This is a genomic window from Vibrio scophthalmi LMG 19158 (genome assembly GCF_000222585.1).
GTDB lineage: Bacteria > Pseudomonadota > Gammaproteobacteria > Enterobacterales > Vibrionaceae > Vibrio > Vibrio scophthalmi.
In genome coordinates, this window is the sequence record NZ_AFWE01000102.1 from 14,682 (window position 1) to 33,887 (window position 19,206).

General features: G+C 45.6%; 19 protein-coding genes and 1 tRNA gene. 11 read left to right on the forward strand and 9 right to left on the reverse strand.

Translation table 11 applies throughout. The features are described 5' to 3' along the window. Positions 1–112: 112 nt before the first annotated feature. From bepA to RH88_RS08620, 4 genes are read left to right on the forward strand one after another with little or no spacing between them, the layout of a single operon-like run. Complete coding sequence (gene bepA / locus RH88_RS08605) at positions 113–1,570, forward strand: beta-barrel assembly-enhancing protease (protein WP_005595030.1); 1,458 nt, start codon at positions 113–115, stop codon at positions 1,568–1,570. A 13-nt stretch (positions 1,571–1,583) separates the two neighbouring features. Next, positions 1,584–1,928: an arsenate reductase (glutaredoxin) gene (gene arsC, locus RH88_RS08610; RefSeq protein ID WP_005595032.1), complete on the forward strand. Its 345-nt coding sequence runs from the start codon at positions 1,584–1,586 to the stop codon at positions 1,926–1,928. Then, on the forward strand, positions 1,925–2,494 hold the full coding sequence (wrbA, locus tag RH88_RS08615; RefSeq protein ID WP_005595034.1) for an NAD(P)H:quinone oxidoreductase: 570 nt from the start codon (positions 1,925–1,927) through the stop codon (positions 2,492–2,494). The genes arsC and wrbA overlap by 4 nt, the downstream gene beginning before the upstream one ends. Positions 2,495–2,496: 2 nt before the next feature. Further along, complete coding sequence (locus tag RH88_RS08620) at positions 2,497–2,955, forward strand: DUF2069 domain-containing protein (RefSeq protein WP_009388293.1); 459 nt, start codon at positions 2,497–2,499, stop codon at positions 2,953–2,955. A gap of 40 nt (positions 2,956–2,995) precedes the next feature. Here the strand turns inward: RH88_RS08620 and RH88_RS08625 are convergent, their stop codons facing one another. Next, positions 2,996–4,261, reverse strand: a complete 1,266-nt coding sequence (locus RH88_RS08625) for a DUF2066 domain-containing protein (protein WP_005595038.1) — start codon at positions 4,259–4,261, stop codon at positions 2,996–2,998. 348 nt (positions 4,262–4,609) lie between these two features. On the opposite strand from RH88_RS08625, the gene RH88_RS08630 reads away from it, so the two are divergent. Continuing rightward, the gene (locus tag RH88_RS08630) at positions 4,610–5,848 is read left to right on the forward strand and encodes a uracil-xanthine permease family protein (RefSeq protein ID WP_005595039.1); all 1,239 of its coding nucleotides are present in this window, start codon (positions 4,610–4,612) and stop codon (positions 5,846–5,848) included. A 209-nt stretch (positions 5,849–6,057) separates the two neighbouring features. Here RH88_RS08630 and ybaK read toward each other — a convergent pair whose 3' ends face one another. From ybaK to hemA, 8 genes are all read right to left on the reverse strand, one after another. Next, a complete protein-coding gene (gene ybaK / locus RH88_RS08635) occupies positions 6,058–6,531 on the reverse strand; it encodes a Cys-tRNA(Pro) deacylase (RefSeq protein WP_005595040.1) in 474 nt (157 codons plus the stop codon). 229 nt (positions 6,532–6,760) lie between these two features. Then, complete coding sequence (ushA, locus tag RH88_RS08640; RefSeq protein ID WP_005595042.1) at positions 6,761–8,422, reverse strand: bifunctional UDP-sugar hydrolase/5'-nucleotidase UshA; 1,662 nt, start codon at positions 8,420–8,422, stop codon at positions 6,761–6,763. A gap of 398 nt (positions 8,423–8,820) precedes the next feature. Then, complete coding sequence (gene kdsA / locus RH88_RS08645) at positions 8,821–9,672, reverse strand: 3-deoxy-8-phosphooctulonate synthase (RefSeq protein WP_005595043.1); 852 nt, start codon at positions 9,670–9,672, stop codon at positions 8,821–8,823. Between the two features lie 47 nt (positions 9,673–9,719). Then, positions 9,720–10,529 (reverse strand): SirB1 family protein, encoded by an 810-nt coding sequence (locus RH88_RS08650; RefSeq protein ID WP_005595044.1) that lies wholly within the window; start codon positions 10,527–10,529, stop codon positions 9,720–9,722. A 12-nt stretch (positions 10,530–10,541) separates the two neighbouring features. Beyond that, the gene (locus tag RH88_RS08655) at positions 10,542–10,913 is read right to left on the reverse strand and encodes a SirB2 family protein (protein WP_005595046.1); all 372 of its coding nucleotides are present in this window, start codon (positions 10,911–10,913) and stop codon (positions 10,542–10,544) included. Positions 10,914–10,929: 16 nt separating this feature from the next. Then, complete coding sequence (prmC, locus tag RH88_RS08660; protein ID WP_005595049.1) at positions 10,930–11,784, reverse strand: peptide chain release factor N(5)-glutamine methyltransferase; 855 nt, start codon at positions 11,782–11,784, stop codon at positions 10,930–10,932. Between the two features lie 4 nt (positions 11,785–11,788). Beyond that, positions 11,789–12,877: a peptide chain release factor 1 gene (gene prfA / locus RH88_RS08665; RefSeq protein WP_005595051.1), complete on the reverse strand. Its 1,089-nt coding sequence runs from the start codon at positions 12,875–12,877 to the stop codon at positions 11,789–11,791. Positions 12,878–12,901: 24 nt separating this feature from the next. Further along, positions 12,902–14,161: a glutamyl-tRNA reductase gene (hemA, locus tag RH88_RS08670; protein WP_005595053.1), complete on the reverse strand. Its 1,260-nt coding sequence runs from the start codon at positions 14,159–14,161 to the stop codon at positions 12,902–12,904. A gap of 287 nt (positions 14,162–14,448) precedes the next feature. Between hemA and lolB the strand changes: the two genes are divergently transcribed. The 6 genes from lolB (at position 14,449) to RH88_RS08700 (ending at position 19,160) form a co-directional block, all read left to right on the forward strand. Further along, complete coding sequence (gene lolB, locus RH88_RS08675) at positions 14,449–15,066, forward strand: lipoprotein insertase outer membrane protein LolB (RefSeq protein ID WP_005595054.1); 618 nt, start codon at positions 14,449–14,451, stop codon at positions 15,064–15,066. After that, positions 15,066–15,938, forward strand: a complete 873-nt coding sequence (ispE, locus tag RH88_RS08680; protein WP_005595055.1) for a 4-(cytidine 5'-diphospho)-2-C-methyl-D-erythritol kinase — start codon at positions 15,066–15,068, stop codon at positions 15,936–15,938. Before lolB ends, ispE begins: the two co-directional genes overlap by 1 nt. Positions 15,939–15,967: 29 nt before the next feature. Further along, positions 15,968–16,912, forward strand: coding sequence for a ribose-phosphate pyrophosphokinase (locus tag RH88_RS08685; protein ID WP_005595057.1), 945 nt, complete (start codon positions 15,968–15,970; stop codon positions 16,910–16,912). 196 nt (positions 16,913–17,108) lie between these two features. Continuing rightward, positions 17,109–17,699, forward strand: a complete 591-nt coding sequence (gene pth / locus RH88_RS08690) for an aminoacyl-tRNA hydrolase (protein ID WP_005595060.1) — start codon at positions 17,109–17,111, stop codon at positions 17,697–17,699. Between the two features lie 10 nt (positions 17,700–17,709). Then, complete coding sequence (gene ychF, locus RH88_RS08695; protein ID WP_005595062.1) at positions 17,710–18,801, forward strand: redox-regulated ATPase YchF; 1,092 nt, start codon at positions 17,710–17,712, stop codon at positions 18,799–18,801. 282 nt (positions 18,802–19,083) lie between these two features. Continuing rightward, a tRNA-Met gene (locus RH88_RS08700) sits at positions 19,084–19,160 on the forward strand. Positions 19,161–19,206 lie beyond the last annotated feature (46 nt).

The window sequence follows — 19,206 nt, forward strand, 5'->3', positions numbered from 1 at the left end:
TTGCTTTGAAACCCTCACAACAATAAAGTGTCTATAGCATAGTCGATGTGATTTTTGGGCGCTTACTTGCCGTGAAGTGCCTATCATTTAAAGGGAATATTACCTGTCTAATATGTTTAAACGTACGCGTTCATTGCTCGCTTTGAGTATGGCTGTCACACTTTCTCTACCATCAATGCCTGTGATGGCTAACAGCCTTAATCTGCCCGATATCGGTACCGCAGCGAGCGGCACTTTGACCATCGATCAGGAAAATCAATATGGTGATGCTTACATGCGCATGCTGCGTAATCGAGCTCCCATCATTAATGATCCTGTTCTCAATGAATATATCGACTCGCTTGGACATCGACTCGTCGCCAATGCTGATGATGTCAAAACGCCGTTCACCTTCTTTATGATTCGCGATCGCAATATTAATGCTTTTGCTTTCTTTGGCGGTTATGTCGCAATCCACTCCGGCTTGTTTTTACACGCGCAAAACGAAAGTGAACTCGCCTCTGTTATGGCGCACGAAATTGCGCACGTGACCCAACGTCACCTTGCTCGCAGTATGGAAGATCAAGCCCGTCGTACACCGGCAACCATTGCGGCATTGGCTGGTTCACTACTATTGGCCATTGCAGCACCAGAAGCTGGGATTGCCGCACTGACTGCCGCGACTGCTGGTAACATGCAAGGGCAAATTAACTATACACGTAGCAATGAAAAAGAAGCCGACCGATTTGGTATTGCCACGCTCTCTAAAGCGGGCTTTGATGTCAGTGCGATGCCGACATTTTTTGGTCGCCTTGCCGATGAATATCGTTACGCAAGCACACCACCACCAATGCTACTCACGCACCCGCTGCCACAAGATCGTGTCACCGATACTCGTTTACGTGCGCAGAACTACCCTCATGTCCGTGTGCCAGAATCCTTTGATTACCACCTAGCCAAAGCGCGGATTGTCGCGCGTTACGCCAATATTAAACCTGAGTCAGCCCTCGATTGGTTTAACCGTACCGAGAAAAAATCATCACCGGCGATCAAAGCCACTTTTCAATATGGTCGTGCGTTAGTATTGCTAGATGAGCGTAAATTTGATCAAGCACAGCCGATCCTTGAAGCGCTGCATAAACAAGACAAAAATAACCATTTCTATCTTGATGCTTTAGCGGATCTATATATTGGACTCGATCAACCTCAAAAAGCTGTTGATATGTTGAGCAAAGCACTAGAAGCAGCACCAAGCAATCCGGTACTAATGATCAACTACGCCAATACCCTATTAGCACAAGAGAAAACAGAGCAAGCGGTGCGAGTATTGCAACGTTATAGCCATGATAATCCGAACGATATCAATGGTTGGCATCTACTCTCTGATGCTTATACCAAACTAGGGCAAAGCGACGAAGAACTTGCAGCTCGTGCTGAAATTTTGGCCCTCAAAGCCAACTGGAATAAAGCGATTCAATATTACACTCAAGCCAGTCAACTGGCTGAACTTGGCAGCTTAAAACAAGCCAGATACGACGCCCGCATCGATCAGTTAATGATTCAGCGTGACCGTTTCATGGCATTACAATAAATCGGAGAAATTTATGTCAGTCGTCATTTATCACAACCCTCGTTGCTCAAAGAGTCGTCAAACCTTGGAGTTGTTAGAGCAAAACGGCGTTCAACCGGAAGTGATTAAATACTTAGAGACGCCACTCAGTATTGAAGCGCTGAAAACCCTTTATGCACAATTAGAGCTCAGCGAAGTACGTGCGATGATGCGCACCAAAGAAGAACTCTACAAACAACTTAGCCTTGCAGATGCCAGTGATGAGCAACTGTTTACCGCAATGGCGGAAAATCCTAAACTGATCGAACGTCCAATTGTCGTTGCCAATGGTAAAGCCAAGCATGGTCGTCCACCAGAGCAGGTATTAGCCATCTTATGAGTTGTCGCCTGATCGTGCTTTATTACAGTCGCCATGGTGCAACACAAGCATTAGCACGACAGATCGCAAGAGGAATCGAATCGGTTCCTCATTGCGAAGCCATCATGCGAACTGTAGAAGAAATCTCCTCACAAGAACGTACTGGCAGCGATCCAGCGATTACGCTCGATGAGCTCAAGCACTGTGATGGCTTAGCCATGGGTAGCCCCGTTTGGTTTGGAAATATGGCTGCGCCATTGAAGCATTTTTGGGATCAAAGCACATCGCTATGGATTAGCGGTGATCTGATTGATAAGCCCGCTTGTGTTTTCACCTCCTCTTCCAGTTTGCACGGAGGCCAAGAAACCACACTACAAAGTATGAAATTACCGCTGTTTCATCATGGCATGTTAGTGATGGGGATTCCCTACTCTGAGCCGCAATTGCATACTACTCAGAGTGGCGGCACGCCTTATGGAGCCAGCCATGTCGGCCATGATTCCAGGCTAACTAAAGAAGAAGTGGAATTAGCACAGCAACTTGGAAAACGGTTAGCACACACCGCATTAAAATTAATCAAGGAGTGATGATGTCTGATGCTCAAACTGAAGCACAAACCGATAATTTACTAAAGGACATGCAACCTAGCACTAAAGCTTTTCGCCTATTGGCTTTATCTGCCAATCTCGGGTTATTGGCGTGGGTGGCAATCTGGCAGATATTTCTTTCCCCGCATCCACACATCAATAGCACCACACTGGCGATTGCTTGGTGCATCCCGTTACTACTACCTCTGCCGGGAATTTTAGCTGGTAGGCCTTATACCCATGCGTGGGCCAATTTTGTTTTGATGCTCTACTTTCTTCACGCGCTGACGTTATTGTACCTTGATGGTGGTGAGCGCTGGCTAGCGCTGGTTGAACTGATTCTGACCAGTGCAGCGTTTATCGGCAACATCCTTTATGCGCGTAGCCGTGGTAAAGAGTTAGGGTTAAAGCTAAAACGTTTATCGGAAGTCGAAAAGCAAGAAAGATCGAAATTTGAATAGCTCAGCATAAAAAAGGCTTCGCAATGCGAAGCCTTTTTTATTAAACGTTATCTACATCGGTTTCTAACGGTGTTTCCGCTTGAGGAGTGCTCTCTTCAATCGACACCGGAGCAACGTATTGACCACCTTGCCACTCAAACATCAAGATCGGCTCTTGTGCTGCTGGCATTTGCTCAATCACGGCGGGTAACACTTGCTCTGCTGAAGGTAGTGCAACTGAAAGATCACTTTGTGCACCAGTGTCTGGCACAACTGCCACATCAGGCGCGACGGTCGTTGTTTCAACAATTTCTGGTTCAACAATTGCTGGTTCAACGATAGCCGGTAAAGGAATCGCTTCACGCATACGTGATACTTCTTGCTCAAATTCTTGTGGTGATGTCAGTAAGTGCGCCAAGAAGGTCACTTCTTTACCCTGAATTTTAAGAATATCTAACGATGCGACAGAGCTTAGCTGTTGCAATTTTCGCTCAAGTACAAAGAAATCGATCGCATTATCTAATGAGGTAAAACGCACTTTCACCGACTCAGATGATTCGCTTGCCACCACGACACCGCTTTGCTTAGCGTAGTAGTCACTAATCTGGTTAATCATACTATCTGCAGCATCAGCACCGTTGTTGCTGCCACTCAGTGGCGCTTGACGAGTAACACCGATGCTTTGTGGGGCTTGATCATACAATGTCCAGCGTAGGTTATCTCCCTGCGCGCGAACCACCAGTACCGCATCTGCAGGATAACGTTGGCTTGATTTACCAACCGGTTGAGCAAAGCCACCCCATAAATCTGAAATAGTAATACCGGTAACATCATCAAAATCACCGACGGGTACGGTCAGTGGCAAACCGCGACTTTGCGCTTCTTGCTTCATTTGTGCCAGCAATGTCGAATCGGAGTGTTCCCATGCAATACTACGTTCAGATTGAGTTTCTTCTACTAACCACACTAAAACGTTGGCACGTTGTGCTGGCCAAATCGGCAACTGAGCTTGGCTAAGAAGCGCATTAATATGAGGAGCGCTAAACAACATCTTCATTGTTGGTTGGCCACCCTCTTGGCCTTGGCTGATTTGTGCCAAGTACTGCGAATTTTGTCGTAGTGCTTTTTGCACAATCGGATTGTTGATTGCCGCTTGGTCACCCGAAGCACGTACCACAATCTCTTTCATACCTTCAATACGGGCTTGTGAGTCTGGTTTTTCAACACTCTGATCCAGCACGACTTCAGTATGATATAAATCGACATTGGTTAATGCCATTGCGGGAAAGCCAATCAATCCCAATGCGAATAAAACTAAACGACGCATAATTTTCCTAGAATCAGTTACAGCAGCTCAAACGTCGATGATAAGCAACTTCCTAAACCGGAGCAACTAACATACTGTCAAATTGCGGTCTATTTACTGCCAAGACCCACTCACATTCCAATCACAGTAAAGAGAACTATGTAACTTCATTTTGAGGGTCAATACATACTATTGATAAATTAACTACTTAATTTAATGGTTAATGTATAAACATTTGATCTAGTTCAGATTGAAATCGTTTGCCATGGTGATAGAATCCTGCGAATTTTATTTTGCGTCCTCAATTCGCTTATTTTGCTGCCGAAATAGGATGAAATTTGGATTCATCGCCACCTAAAGGAATAAAAAATGAAAAATGCTATTCAAGGCGCTCAAATGCTATTTGTTGCATTTGGTGCCCTCGTTCTGGTTCCGTTGTTGACGGGATTAGATCCTAGTGTTGCTCTCTTCGGTGCTGGTATTGGTACCCTAATTTTCCAAGTTGTTACCCGTCGTTCTGTTCCTATCTTCCTCGCTTCATCTTTCGCTTTTATCGCTCCAATTTTATACGGTGTCCAAGCTTGGGGTATTCCTGCAACTATGGGTGGCTTAATGGTGGCAGGCCTAGTGTATGTCGCATTGGGTGCACTGATTAAAATTCGTGGTGTGGGCATTGTGCATAAATTGCTTCCTCCTGTCGTGGTGGGCCCTGTAATCATGGTGATTGGTCTTGGTCTGGCACCAAACGCCGTCAATATGGCATTAGGTCGTGGTGGCGATGGCGCGCAAATTATTGATGCTGATGTCGCCCTGATCATTTCAGCCGCCTCTTTGATCACCACTATTGGTATTAGCGTGTTTAGCCGTGGCTTCCTAAAACTTATGCCTATTCTTGGCGGTATCGTTGTCGGTTATGCGCTGAGTTTGTTCTACGGTATTGTCGACTTTACACCAGTGCATCAAGCAGCATGGTTCGCACTTCCGGCATTTGTAATGCCTGAATTCAACATCAACGCGATTCTCTTTATGATCCCTGTGGCGATAGCACCAGCCGTTGAACACGTAGGTGACATGCTGGCTATCTCCAATGTAACCGGTAAAGATTACCTGAAAAAACCGGGACTACATCGCACCATCGCGGGTGACGGCCTAGCAACAATCGCCGCATCAATGGTTGGCGCGCCGCCAAACACCACTTACTCAGAAGTCACTGGTGCGGTAATGCTAACTAAGTCATTCAACCCTGTGATTATGACTTGGACGGCTATCACCGCGATAACGTTATCGCTTGTCGGTAAGTTGGGTGCGGTATTACAAACCATCCCAATGCCAGTCATGGGCGGTATCATGATTCTGCTGTTCGGTTCAATCGCAACCGTAGGCCTAAACACGCTGATCAAGAACAACGTTGACCTACACAAGTCACGCAATCTAGTGATCGTTGCAATCACTCTCGTTTTCGGTATCGGTGGCATGGCATTCGGCATTGGCGACTTCAGCCTACAAGGCATCAGCCTATGTGGTATCGTCGCAATCGTACTAAACCTAGTATTGCCTAAAGATCTGGGTGAAAACCACGTAGTTGATAACGCACAGATCGAAAAGTAAGAGGCGCTAGAATCGAGAAATCGAGAAATCGAGAAATCGAGAAATCGAGAAATCGAAAATATAGATGCGAAAACGCTTCGCTCAAAATAGAAAAAGGGGTGACGATAATCGTCACCCCTTTTTATTGCGTAAGAATTTCTTGATTCTCAAATCTCAGCTCTTAATTCTCGCTTCTCGATTCTTACTTCTCGACTCTCGATTCTCACCGCTTACAGACACAACTCGACAAATTCTCCACGAGTCAGCATAGCGAGATCCTTGGGAGCTAATTCGATTTCTAGCCCACGGCGACCGGCACTGACAAACAGGGTATCGAGATCCAATGCGCTGTGATGAATAAATGTCGGCAAGGCTTTCTTTTGCCCCAGCGGACTAATACCACCAACCACATAACCGGTGGTCTTTTGGGCGATATCTGGGTTGGCCATTTCGGCCTTTTTCCCTTTGGCCGCTTTCGCTGCCAATTTTAGATTGAGTTTCTGATCTACCGGGATCACGGCCACAGCCAAATTTTTTGCTTCACCATTGAGACAAAAGAGTAAGGTTTTAAACACTTCTTTTGGATCATTTCCCAACGCTTCAACGGCTTCTAAGCCAAAACTTTCGGCGCGCGGATCATGCTCGTATTGATGGATGGTGTGTGGCACTTTCTTTTTTTTCGCCGCATTGATTGCAGGTGTCATAATGGTTCCTAACACTGATCAGGATAAACCACTGCTAAACGCATAAAGTATGCTTGGCAATAACTTATAGTGATAAGTGGCGTTTAATTATAAGTTGATGGTAGACGTTACGTTTTATGTTAACCATCGTTTTTGCCTTGAGTTGACAATAAAAAACGACGCTCAATGAGCGCCGTTTTAGTTAAATCGATCTGTGCTAGACAGTCAATAGCCTTTCACCGCAAAGCGATTACTTGTAAACGATCTCGCCTTTAGGTGCGAATTTGTTTACATCAACAGGGCTGTTTGCTTCTAGGAATTCTTTTAGAACTTCAGCATCTACAAAGCCTGTGTTTACGTAACCTGGGTGATCAGACACTTTAGGGTAACCGTCGCCACCAGCTGCGTTGTAGCTTGGCACTGTAAAACGGTACGTTTTTTCAAGATCTACCGCTTCGCCACCTAGCTTCACGTCTGATACTTTGCCATCAGCCACAGTCATTGATACACCGTAGAATTGTACGTATGCGCCTGAATCCACTGGCTTAGTACCAACTACGTTCAAGTAATCTAGTACTTCTTTGCCTGACATATCGATGTAAGTCACGATGTTGCCAAATGGCTGAACAGTCAGTACATCTTTGTACGTTACGTTACCAGCAGCAATAGAGTCACGTACACCACCAGAGTTCATTACCGCGAAGTCTGCTTGTGCGCGTTCCATGTGAGAAGCGGCAATCAAACGGCCTAGGTTAGTTTGCTCAAAACGTACCACATTACGGTCGCCTTCTAGCTTACCGTTGGTTTCAGCAATTTTAACGTTTAGCTTATCTTGACCTTCTTCTTGGAAAGGACGTAAGAATTCTAATAGCGCTTCATCTTTTGCAATTTCATCTTCAATGAAGACACGCTTGCTTTCACCATCAACCTTGATTTTTTTCTTCAAGTTTACTGGGATCAAATCGTAGCTCACCATGTTCAATTCACCATTACGGAACTCATAGTCCGCACGGCCAACGTATTTGCCCCATTCGTGAGCTTGAACAATGTAAGTACCATTTTGCACATCAGGCTTACACTCATCTGATGGCTGGAAGTTTTTCTTCATTACATTTGGCGCTTCCATACACACAGGCTCTTGTGAGTGACCACCCACAATCATATCTAGCGAGCCTTCGTCTAGGTAGCGAGCCAACGCCACATCACCCGGCGCATTGATACCACGGTTGCCATCTTCGTAGTGGCCCATGTGTGTCACAGCAAAGATAAGATCCGGTTTTTCCGTTTGCTCAAGTTCAGCAATCAGTTTTTTCGCTTCTGCTTTCGGGTCACGGAACTCAAGACCACCAATGTATTCTGGGTTACCAATTTTTTGCGTATCTTCAGTGGTTAAACCGATAACCGCAATTTTGATACCTTGCTTATTGAACATCTGGTAAGCCTGGAACATACGTTCGCCAGTCTTTTTGTCGTAGATGTTGGCAGAAAGCATTGGGAAATTCGCCCACTCTTCCTGTTTGAAAAGTACTTCTAGTGGGTTATCAAACTCGTGGTTACCTAATGCCATCGCATCGTAACCAATTTTGTTCATACCCTTAAAGTCAGGTTCTGCATCTTGCAGATCAGACTCTGGAACACCTGTGTTGATGTCGCCGCCAGAAAGTAGCAAAACGCTACCGCCGTCAGCTTGAACTTCCGCACGTAGCTGATCAATTAACGTTTTACGAGCAGCCATACCGTACTCGCCATATTTGTTTTCCCAGAAACGACCATGGTTATCGTTAGTGTGAAGAACGGTTAATTTATACGTTTTGTCCGCTTCCCACTCTTGTTGAGGAGCTGTTGCACAGCCAGCTAGCGTTGCAAGGATCGCTGCACTTAGTGCTGTTTTTACAATCAGGCGTTGCTTCATTGTCATACCTTTGAACTTATTAGAACCCACTGCCAATTTGCTACCTAAGATGTGATGCTTAGTGTTTATCACTGCATGCTTTAGGATTATCAGTAGCAAAACTTGACTTAGTTTAAATTAACCATTCAAAGTGAACATCTTGATTTCATATTTATGCCATAGCGATCACTATTATTTCGTATAAAAAGTGCAACAGGTAAACAGGCTTACACGTGATTGAATAAAAGATCACAAGCAAACGATTAACTAATCGCCAATGTTAGAAAATACAAACCATGCGCCGCTTCATAGTACCAACATGATTACCCTACATTAGACTGTTCAAAGACAATATTTCCATCTCAGAAAGGCATAAAAAAGGCTGCCAATGGCAGCCTTAATATCGAAAACGAATCGCGTTACTTGATATCGATATGAGCAAAGCTCTTAATCAAATCATCCAGATCTTTCATCTGTTTTAGGAACGGTTCAAGTTTGTCGAGTGGCAACGCAGATGGGCCATCACAACGCGCTTGATCTGGGTTTGGATGCGCTTCAATAAACAGACCCGCAATACCCGTTGCCAAGCCAGCTTTCGCTAGTTCAACCGTTTGCTCACGACGACCACCAGAAGCAGCACCAGATGGATCACGCATCTGTAGCGAGTGCGTTACGTCAAAGATGATTGGGCTACCGTTAGATGCTTTTTTCATTACACCAAAACCAAGCATATCAACCACTAGGTTGTCGTAACCCATGCACGAACCACGCTCACAAAGAATCACATTGTTGTTACCGCATTCTGCAAATTTATCAACGATGTTACCCACTTGATTTGGGCTCATAAATTGAGGTTTCTTAACGTTGATTACCGCCCCCGTTTTCGCCATGGCTTCAACCAAGTCAGTTTGACGTGCAAGGAATGCTGGTAACTGAATCACGTCAACGACGTCAGCTACAGGTTGTGCCTGTGCTTCTGTGTGAACGTCAGTGATGATTTTCACGCCGAAAGTATCTTTAAGCTCTTGGAAGATCTTCATACCTTCTTCTAGGCCAGGGCCACGGTATGAATGAACAGAGCTACGGTTTGCTTTATCAAAAGACGCTTTAAATACGTAAGGAATACCTAACTTCTCGGTCACTTTTACGTAGTGTTCACAAATCTGCATCGCAAGATCGCGAGACTCTAGAACATTCATACCAGCAAACAAAGTAAACGGTTTGTCGTTAGCAACAGGAATATCACCAACGCGAACGATTTTCTGTTCCATTTTTATCTCTCTATTTCAACGTTTTACGCCAGCATTAATTGCTGGACTTAGTGTAAGGTAACTTGAGTTTGACTCATCGCGCGAACTTGATTTTTCAACAAATCCGCCGCGGGATCATCAGGGCACTGATCAATAAAGTATTGATAATCCGTCAAGGCCATTTTATGACAGTCTAGCTGCTGATAGATAAAGCCGCGATCGCGAATTTCATAAGGATCGTCTGGCACAAAGCTCAGCGCCAAGTCAGTACAGTGCAGCGCTAACGAGTATTGCTCTTCACGCAGTAATGCACTTTTGATTAACGCTAACCAGCGACCAATGACCGTGGGATGATCGGCAATCTCAAGGTGTTTAGACTCTAATTGAGCAAATGGCCCGCGGTGGCCAACTAACCATGCTCGCAACGTATGCTCCGAGACATACTCACCATTAAAAGGATTAACGTAGAGCGGCTTTTGTCCCGGCCACTGTAGAGTCAGCAAAAATTGAGTTGGGAAGGTAATGCCATCGATAGGAAAACCAAGTCTTTTACCGATATACAACATCACGGCGCCCAAGCTGACTGGTATGCCTTTGCGACGTTCTAATACTTTATCGACAAACGCGTTAGCCGAATCGAAGTAGGCTTCAACATCGCCTTGAAAGCCCCAATCAAAGTAAAATAGACGCAAGAACGCTTCAAATCGTTGCTGCTCATTGCTTTCATGCACTAAGGCAAGCTCCGCCTCAGCGACTAAACGTTGCAGTTCTACATTGACCCAATCAACTTGTGTGTCTGGATTGATCGCGTGATTCAGTACTAAAGCACCTTCAATCAGCTCAAGAGCATCAAAGTCTTCATCAAACAAAGGTTGCATGTCGGTACTCATTTAGAACAACAATGGCGTTTTGGTGATCGCCACTTTGCCCGCCATCAATAACCAACCAAGTGCGCCAAAGAATGCAAATACACGTAGCCAGTTGTTTTTCGCCAACTTCAGAGCAAAGAAACCCAGTGCGATATAGGCTAATACGCAAGTCAGTTTAGATGGCAACCATGGCGCAGCTGACCATGGAATAAACCCAACAATCAGCGCAACCCCAGAAATCAGCAGAGCTGAGTCGACGATGTGAGGAAAGATTTTAAGAAATTTCTTCTCACGCAGTGGGGAGTTTGCCATTAATAGTGCAAAACGTACCGACAACAGTGTGGCACTTAGGGCAATTGTTAATAGATGAAAATGCTTCAAACCTTCGTACATGAGATGCTCTCTATCCTTATTTTACAAAACGACCCAGTGTTACCCTATCGTTATGACCATAATCTTGATGAGTTTCGACTTGTTGATAGCCGTACTCTGCAAAAATTGCTCTTACTGCTTTACCTTGTTCGAATCCATGTTCAAACAATAACCATCCTTGATCACATAAATAGCCACGCGCAGCTTGAATAATATGGCGAATATCAGCCAAACCATTATCACTCGCCACCAGCGCACTAAGCGGTTCAAAACGCACGTCACCTTGAGTTAAATGCGGGTCGTTTTCTTCTATGTAAGGTGGATTAGACACAATTACAGCAAACTGCGTACCAACTTCAAGCGGCTCAAACCAGCTGCCAGCCAAAAAGGTCGCATTGTTGATCGCCAAGCGCTGACCATTGCGGGTAGCCAATTGTTGGGCTTCGACCATAAGATCAATACCAACCACGTTACGTTTAGGCAACTCTGAGGCCAGAGCTAAAGCAATTGCACCAGTGCCTGTGCCCAAATCTAAGATATCACCGTCGGTTTCCATCGCTTTATCTAGAGCAAGCTCAACAAGACGTTCTGTATCAGGACGAGGGATTAAAGTGGTTGGCGAGACTTGCAATGGTAGCGACCAAAACTCACGCTCACCGACAATGTAAGCGACGGGTTCGCCAGTTAAACGGCGTGCCAACAAGGCTTCAAATGGGGCAAGCTCTTGCTGACTCAACTCTTTTTCAGGCCAAGTCATCAAGAATGAGCGCGGTTTCTCCAGCGCATGGCAGAGCAATACCGCGGCATCAAGAGACGGCGATTCGCTGCCGCTCTCTTGAAGTTGCTGTACGGCGCTTTTTAGTGTGTTTTCAACACTGTTTGGTGCCGTCATTGAATTAGTGGTTCTCAGCAAGAGCGGCAAGCTGATCCGCTTGGTGCTCTTGGATTACAGGGTCGATCAAGCTTGCGAGATCGCCTTCCATCACTTCGTTTAGACGGTAGATGGTCAAGTTGATACGGTGATCAGAAACACGACCTTGTGGGTAGTTGTAAGTACGAATACGGTCACTACGGTCACCAGAACCTAGTAGGTTACGACGTGTATCTGACACTTCTGCCGCGCGACGTGCTTGTTCAGCTTGTACGATACGAGCAGCAAGAACCTGCATCGCTTTCGCTTTGTTCTTGTGCTGTGAACGCTCGTCCTGACACTCAACCACAGTACCTGTTGGTAAGTGGGTAATACGGATTGCTGAATCCGTGGTGTTGACGTGCTGACCACCTGCGCCTGAGGCACGGAAAGTATCAATTTTCAGGTCAGCCGCTTTGATTTCTGGTAAATCCGCTTCTGGGATTTCCGCCATTACTGCAACCGTACACGCTGACGTATGCACACGACCTTGAGATTCAGTTTCAGGAACACGTTGTACACGGTGACCGCCTGATTCAAATTTCAGTACGCCATAAGCACCATCACCGGTTACTTTTGCGATCATCTCTTTGTAACCGCCCTGCTCTGATTCGTTGCTACTCATCACTTCAACGCGCCAGCCTTTTTTCTCGGCGAATTTCGAGTACATACGGAAAAGGTTACCAGCAAAGATACCCGCTTCATCACCACCTGCGCCCGCACGAATTTCTAGGAAACAGTTACGATCGTCGTTTGGATCTTTTGGTAGCAGCAAAATTTGCAGCTCATCATTTAAACGCTCAATGCTTTCTTTTGCGTCTTTGATTTCTTCCTGAGCCATTTCACGCATTTCTGCGTCATCTTCTTTCGCCATCTCTTCTGCCGCTTCAAGATCTTCTTGAGCTTGCTGATAAGCTTGGAAGCACTTCGTCACTTCTTCAAGTTGCGAATACTCTTTAGACAATGCACGGAATTTGTTCTGATCACCGATCACACCAGGATCGCCTAGCAGGTGTTGTACTTCTTCGTAACGTTCTACTAGCGTTTCTAGCTTAGTCAGAATTGAGGCTTTCATATTTTATTAACTCGGGGGTTCTAGTTATAGCGGGTCATCAAGACCCAAACTTTGTCTAATAATGGCAAGCCGTGCTGGCTCACCTTGCTCTGCAGCGTTTTGTAGTGCGCGAGTCGGTGTATGAATCAAGCGATTGGTTAGCTTATTACTAAGCTCAATCAACACGCTTTCCGGATCGCCACCGGCCTGCAGGGCATGAATACTACGCGCCAATAACTCTTGACGAATGTCATTAGCACTAGTGCGATAATCTCGAATGCTGTCAACGCCTTGCAAAGAACGTAGCCAAGTCATAAACGCGGCACTCTCTTCACTGACGATCGCTTCCGCTTGAATGGCTTCAACTTTACGTTGTTCCATGTTGCTATCGACAATCGATTGCAAGTCATCAACAGTATATAAATAGGCATCATCGAGTTCGCCCACTTGGGACTCGATATCACGCGGCACCGCAATATCAACAAACAACATCGGTTGATTACGGCGCGCTTTCAAGGCGCTTTCCACCATCCCCTTACCAATAATCGGCAATGGGCTTGCGGTCGAACTAATAACAATATCTGCGCGCGCAAGATGCTCTGGAATCTCAGGTAAACTGATCACTTCCGCGCCAAACTCTTCCGCTAAGGTCAATGCGCGTTCACGGGTACGGTTCGCAACAATAATTTTGGTGCAACCGTTGCCAGCTAGATGCTTCGCTACTAACTCAATCGTTTCACCAGCGCCGACCAAAAGAACGGTCGATTGCTGTAACGATTCAAAAATATGCTTAGCAAGCGTACACGCCGCATACGCAACTGAAACCGCGCTGCCGCCAATATCTGTCTCGGTACGCACGCGTTTTGCAACTGAAAAGGTTTTTTGGAACCATTTTTCCATCGCCGCATTAACCGCTTTATGTTCACGCGAGTCAGAAAAGGCTTGTTTGACTTGACCTAAAATCTGCGGTTCCCCCAGCACGAGAGAGTCTAATCCGCACGCAACACGCATCAAATGACGAATCGCGGCCTGCTCTTCATGAATATAAAGGCTGGGTTTTAGCTCTTCAGGAATCACTTGGTGGAACTGTGAAATCCAGTCAATCACCTTGTTTCTCGCCGAAGGTTTTACATCACAGTAAACCTCAGTACGGTTACAAGTTGATACAATAACGCTACCGTTAACAAGCTGATTTTCAGTCAGTTGCTGTAGTGCTTGCGGTAACTTTTCCGGCCCGAAAGCGACTTTTTCGCGCAGTTCTACAGAAGCCGTATTATGATTTATACCGATAGCAAGCAAAGACATGTACTGTGGGTTCTCTGAATCAAGTTATGATCGAACAAGGACGGAATTTTACTTGATGCCCCCCTTGAATAAAAGGGGATCGCGAATTTGTTTTTCCAGCTTGCTACCTAAAACCTCTCTTTGAGCCCAAAAAAACCGGATTACAGCCTGTTTAAAACAGCCAATTTATTGATCACTGCTGCATTGTCTTTTTTCATTTTGCGCGAACGCAAAGGAAGCAAGAGTTCATCATAAGAACAATGCTATAGTAATCATCCTTATATCGCTCATTTAGGATAAATGTACTGATGTTTCACCGATTATCTTCGCGATTACTTGCTATCATCGCGCTGCTAGCGACTCTTGCTGGCTGTAGTTCCATTCAAGATAGCCACACCAGTGTCGAGTGGCAGGCTCATCAACAAAGACTTGAATTAGTCAGTGATTACCAAGCGGTGGGTAAGCTTGGTTATATTTCACCAGAACAAAGAGAGTCGTTAAATTTTCAATGGCAACACGACGCCAAGAGCAATCAATTACGTTTGAGCACTTTCCTTGGTCAAACGGTATTGAATATGCAAAGTCGTCCAGGCTATGCCACTGTCGAAACCTATGACGACCAAAATTTAACCGATGTCAGCGCCGATCGTTTGATCACCCGTCTGACCGGATTGACCATTCCTGTCGAACAACTCAATGATTGGCTATTAGGTAAGCCCACCAATGCCGATCATTACACGGTTAATGACACGCAAACACTGGCGTCATTAACCAAAACGATCCAAGGGCAAACATGGCAGCTCGAATATGTCAGCTATCAAGATGTTTCATTTTTGGGCTCAACGCTGCCTGTTCCGCATAAACTTAAACTCAAGCAAAACGACATCACGATTAATTTAGTGATTTCTAAGTGGACATTGAAGTAATGATTAGTGACACCACGCACTGGCCTTCACCAGCAAAATTAAATCTGTTTCTCTACATCACAGGTCGTCGTGCCAACGGTTACCATGAACTGCAAACCTTGTTTCAGTTTCTCGACCACGGTGATGAGCTCACGATTACCGCCAATAAAAGTGGCGAAATCACTCTGTCACCCGATATTCCAGGTGTCGCACTGCACGACAATTTAATTTGGCGTGCAGCAACCGCTTTGCAGCAATTTACCAGCTGCCAATATGGTGCTGACATTCAGTTACAAAAAATCCTACCGATGGGGGGCGGCATTGGCGGCGGTTCATCCAACGCGGCTACCGTATTGGTTGCGCTTAATCACCTGTGGCAAACCGGCTGTACTGACGACCAACTGGCAGAGATCGGCCTAAAACTTGGTGCTGATGTGCCGGTGTTTGTTCGCGGGCACGCGGCCTTTGCTGAAGGTGTCGGTGAAGAAATTATTGCTGTCGAACCCGAAGAGAAATACTACTTAGTGGTTAGACCCGATGTGAGTATCGCCACCGTGGATATTTTTACCCACCCCGATCTGACGCGAGACACCGAAAAACGGCCATTATCTGAGCTGCTAGAGAACAATTACGAAAACGATTGCGAAAAAATTGTGAGAATGCTGTACCCAGAGGTTGATAAGCAACTTTCATGGCTGCTACAATACGCGCCGTCAAGATTGACCGGTACGGGATCGTGTGTTTTTGCTGAATTTATTCGTAAAAACGATGCACAACAGGTACTCGAGCAGCTCCCTGACACTGTCTCGGCCTTTGTAGCGAAAGGGAATAACGTTTCGCCACTCTACCAGACACTGGCTAACTACCGTTTAGCCCACAATCTATTTATTTAAATACTGGACGCAACCCCGAGGTTTCCACCGTGCCTGATATGAAGCTATTTGCTGGTAACGCTACACCTGTACTAGCCCAACGCATTGCTGATCGTCTATACATCTCTCTTGGTGACGCTACTGTTTCTCGTTTTTCTGATGGCGAAGTCGCTGTTCAAATCAACGAAAACGTACGTGGTAGTGATGTATTCATCATCCAATCTACCTGTGCACCAACCAACGACAACTTAATGGAACTTGTCGTTATGATTGATGCGATGCGCCGCGCTTCTGCTGGCCGTATTACAGCAGTTATCCCTTACTTTGGTTACGCTCGCCAAGACCGTCGTGTACGTTCTTCACGTGTGCCTATCACTGCAAAAGTTGTGGCTGACTTCCTTTCTAACGTTGGTGTTGACCGCGTTCTTACGATCGACCTACACGCTGAGCAAATCCAAGGCTTCTTCGATGTACCTGTAGATAACATCTTCGGTACACCGGTATTGCTTGAAGATATGCAAACTCGTGGTCTAGATAACCCAGTTGTGGTTTCTCCAGACCTAGGCGGTGTGGTACGTGCTCGCGCAACGGCTAAAGCACTTGGCGATATCGATATTGCTATCGTTGATAAGCGTCGTCCACGTGCAAACGTATCAGAAGTAATGAACCTAATCGGTGATGTTGAAGGTCGCGACTGTGTGATCGTTGATGACATGATCGACACTGGTGGTACGCTATGTAAAGCAGCAGAAGCTTTGAAAGAGCGCGGTGCTAAGCGTGTATTCGCTTACGCAACTCACGCTGTTTTCTCTGGCAACGCCGCTGAAAACATCAAGAACTCTGTTCTAGACCAAGTGATCGTCACTGACTCAATCACACTGTCTAAAGAGATGGAAGCAACAGGCAAAGTAACCACTCTAAGCCTATCTCGCATGCTTGCTGAAGCGATTCGTCGTATTAGCAACGAAGAGTCAATCTCTGCAATGTTTAACTAATCTTTTTTAAGATTAATACGAATTTGAAAACACCCCTTTAAGGGGTGTTTTTTTATGGCTATTCCCAAAACAAATAACGTTGATTCACCTGTTGGGATAATCAGCCACTTTTTGCGCAACGTATTGACACCTCGCCCCAGTTGGGATTTGTGTGCTATCATACTGCGCTTTTTGATATTCCAGAGAGATCCCAACCTTGACTCAACAGATCAAACTTCTTGTCGGACTGGCTAACCCTGGCCCTGAATACGCTAAGACTCGCCATAATGCGGGCGCTTGGGTAGTGGAAGAGTTAGCTCGCGTTCATAACGTCACGTTAAAGAATGAGCCAAAGTTCTTTGGTCTAACTGGACGCATCATGGTAAATGGTGAAGATCTTCGTCTTTTGATCCCCACCACTTTTATGAACTTGTCTGGTAAAGCCATTGCGCCACTAGCGAAGTTCTACCAAATTAAACCAGAAGAGATCATGGTCGCTCATGACGAGCTAGACTTACCTCCTGGTGTGGCTAAATTTAAAAAAGGCGGTGGTCACGGTGGTCATAATGGCCTGCGTGATACCATCAGCAAATTAGCCAACAATAAAGATTTTTATCGTCTACGGATCGGCATTGGCCATCCTGGACACAAAGATAAAGTGGCAGGTTATGTGTTAGGTAAAGCTCCCGCTAAAGAGCAAGAGCTCCTTGATGCAGCGGCAGACGAGTCTGTTCGTTGCCTCGACATCTTATTAAAAGATGGCCTAAGCAAAGCACAAAATCGCTTACACACGTTCAAAGCTGAATAAGGTTACAATCATGGGTTTTAAATGCGGCATCGTTGGTCTACCAAACGTTGGTAAATCAACTCTGTTCAATGCACTAACGAAAGCGGGTATCGAAGCAGCAAACTTCCCGTTCTGTACAATCGAGCCAAACACAGGTGTGGTACCAGTACCAGATCTACGTCTTGATGCGTTATCTAAAATTGTGAACCCACAGCGCGTACTGCCGACGACAATGGAATTCGTAGACATCGCAGGCCTAGTTGCGGGTGCATCAAAAGGTGAAGGCCTAGGAAACAAATTCCTAGCAAACATCCGTGAAACGGATGCGATTGGCCACGTTGTTCGTTGTTTTGAAAACGAAAACATTATCCACGTTGCAGGTAAAGTCTCTCCGATCGAAGATATCGAAGTGATCAACCTTGAGCTTGCTCTAGCTGACCTTGATTCTTGTGAGCGCGCGATTCAGCGTAACGCGAAGAAAGCAAAAGGCGGCGACAAAGACGCTAAGTTCGAAATCACTGTACTAGAAAAACTGCTACCAGTATTAACTGAAGGTGGTATGGCACGTACGGTTGAGCTTTCTAAAGAAGAGTTGTTGGCGGTTGATTACCTAAACTTCCTAACGCTAAAGCCAACCATGTACATTGCTAACGTGAATGAAGATGGTTTCGAAAACAACCCTTACCTAGACGCTGTATGCGAATACGCAGCTAAAGAGAACAACGTTGTTGTTGCTGTTTGTGCGGCGATTGAGTCAGAAATGGCTGAACTAGAAGACGAGGAGCGTGAAGAGTTCCTTGCTGATATGGGTATTGAAGAACCAGGTCTAAACCGCGTTATCCGCGCAGGTTACGAACTGCTTGAACTACACACTTACTTCACAGCTGGCGTAAAAGAAGTTCGTGCATGGACTATCCCTGTTGGCGCAACAGCACCAAAAGCAGCGGGTAAGATCCACACTGACTTCGAAAAAGGCTTTATCCGTGCTGAAGTCGTTGGTTACGACGACTTTATTCAATTCAACGGTGAAAGCGGCGCGAAAGACGCAGGTAAATGGCGTCTTGAAGGTAAAGAATACATCGTAAAAGATGGCGATGTGGTTCACTTCCGTTTTAACGTTTAATCATTTGCGCATTTTTTGCCCAAGTTATTGACTTTAAAAGCCAGCACGATTGCTGGCTTTTTTTATATCCCGATCAAAGCCGCCTATTAATTTCAATAGCTGCCGTCAATTTTTTACCAGTTTTAGATCATTAACGCGCCTCTTTGTTTAAAAAGGAACCGAACGATTCATTTATCCAAATTTCTTCGAAAAAACTGTTGACGGTTCTCGCTCAGATACGCATAATGCGCCCCGTTCCCAACGAGACAGCAACGAATCGAAAGGAGCGGAAAACATGGTAATGGCTACTTAGCTCAGCTGGTTAGAGCACATCACTCATAATGATGGGGTCACAGGTTCAAATCCCGTAGTAGCCACCATTCCTAATTGTTTTCGACTTTAAGTTTAAAGCAATCAGGAATAGAT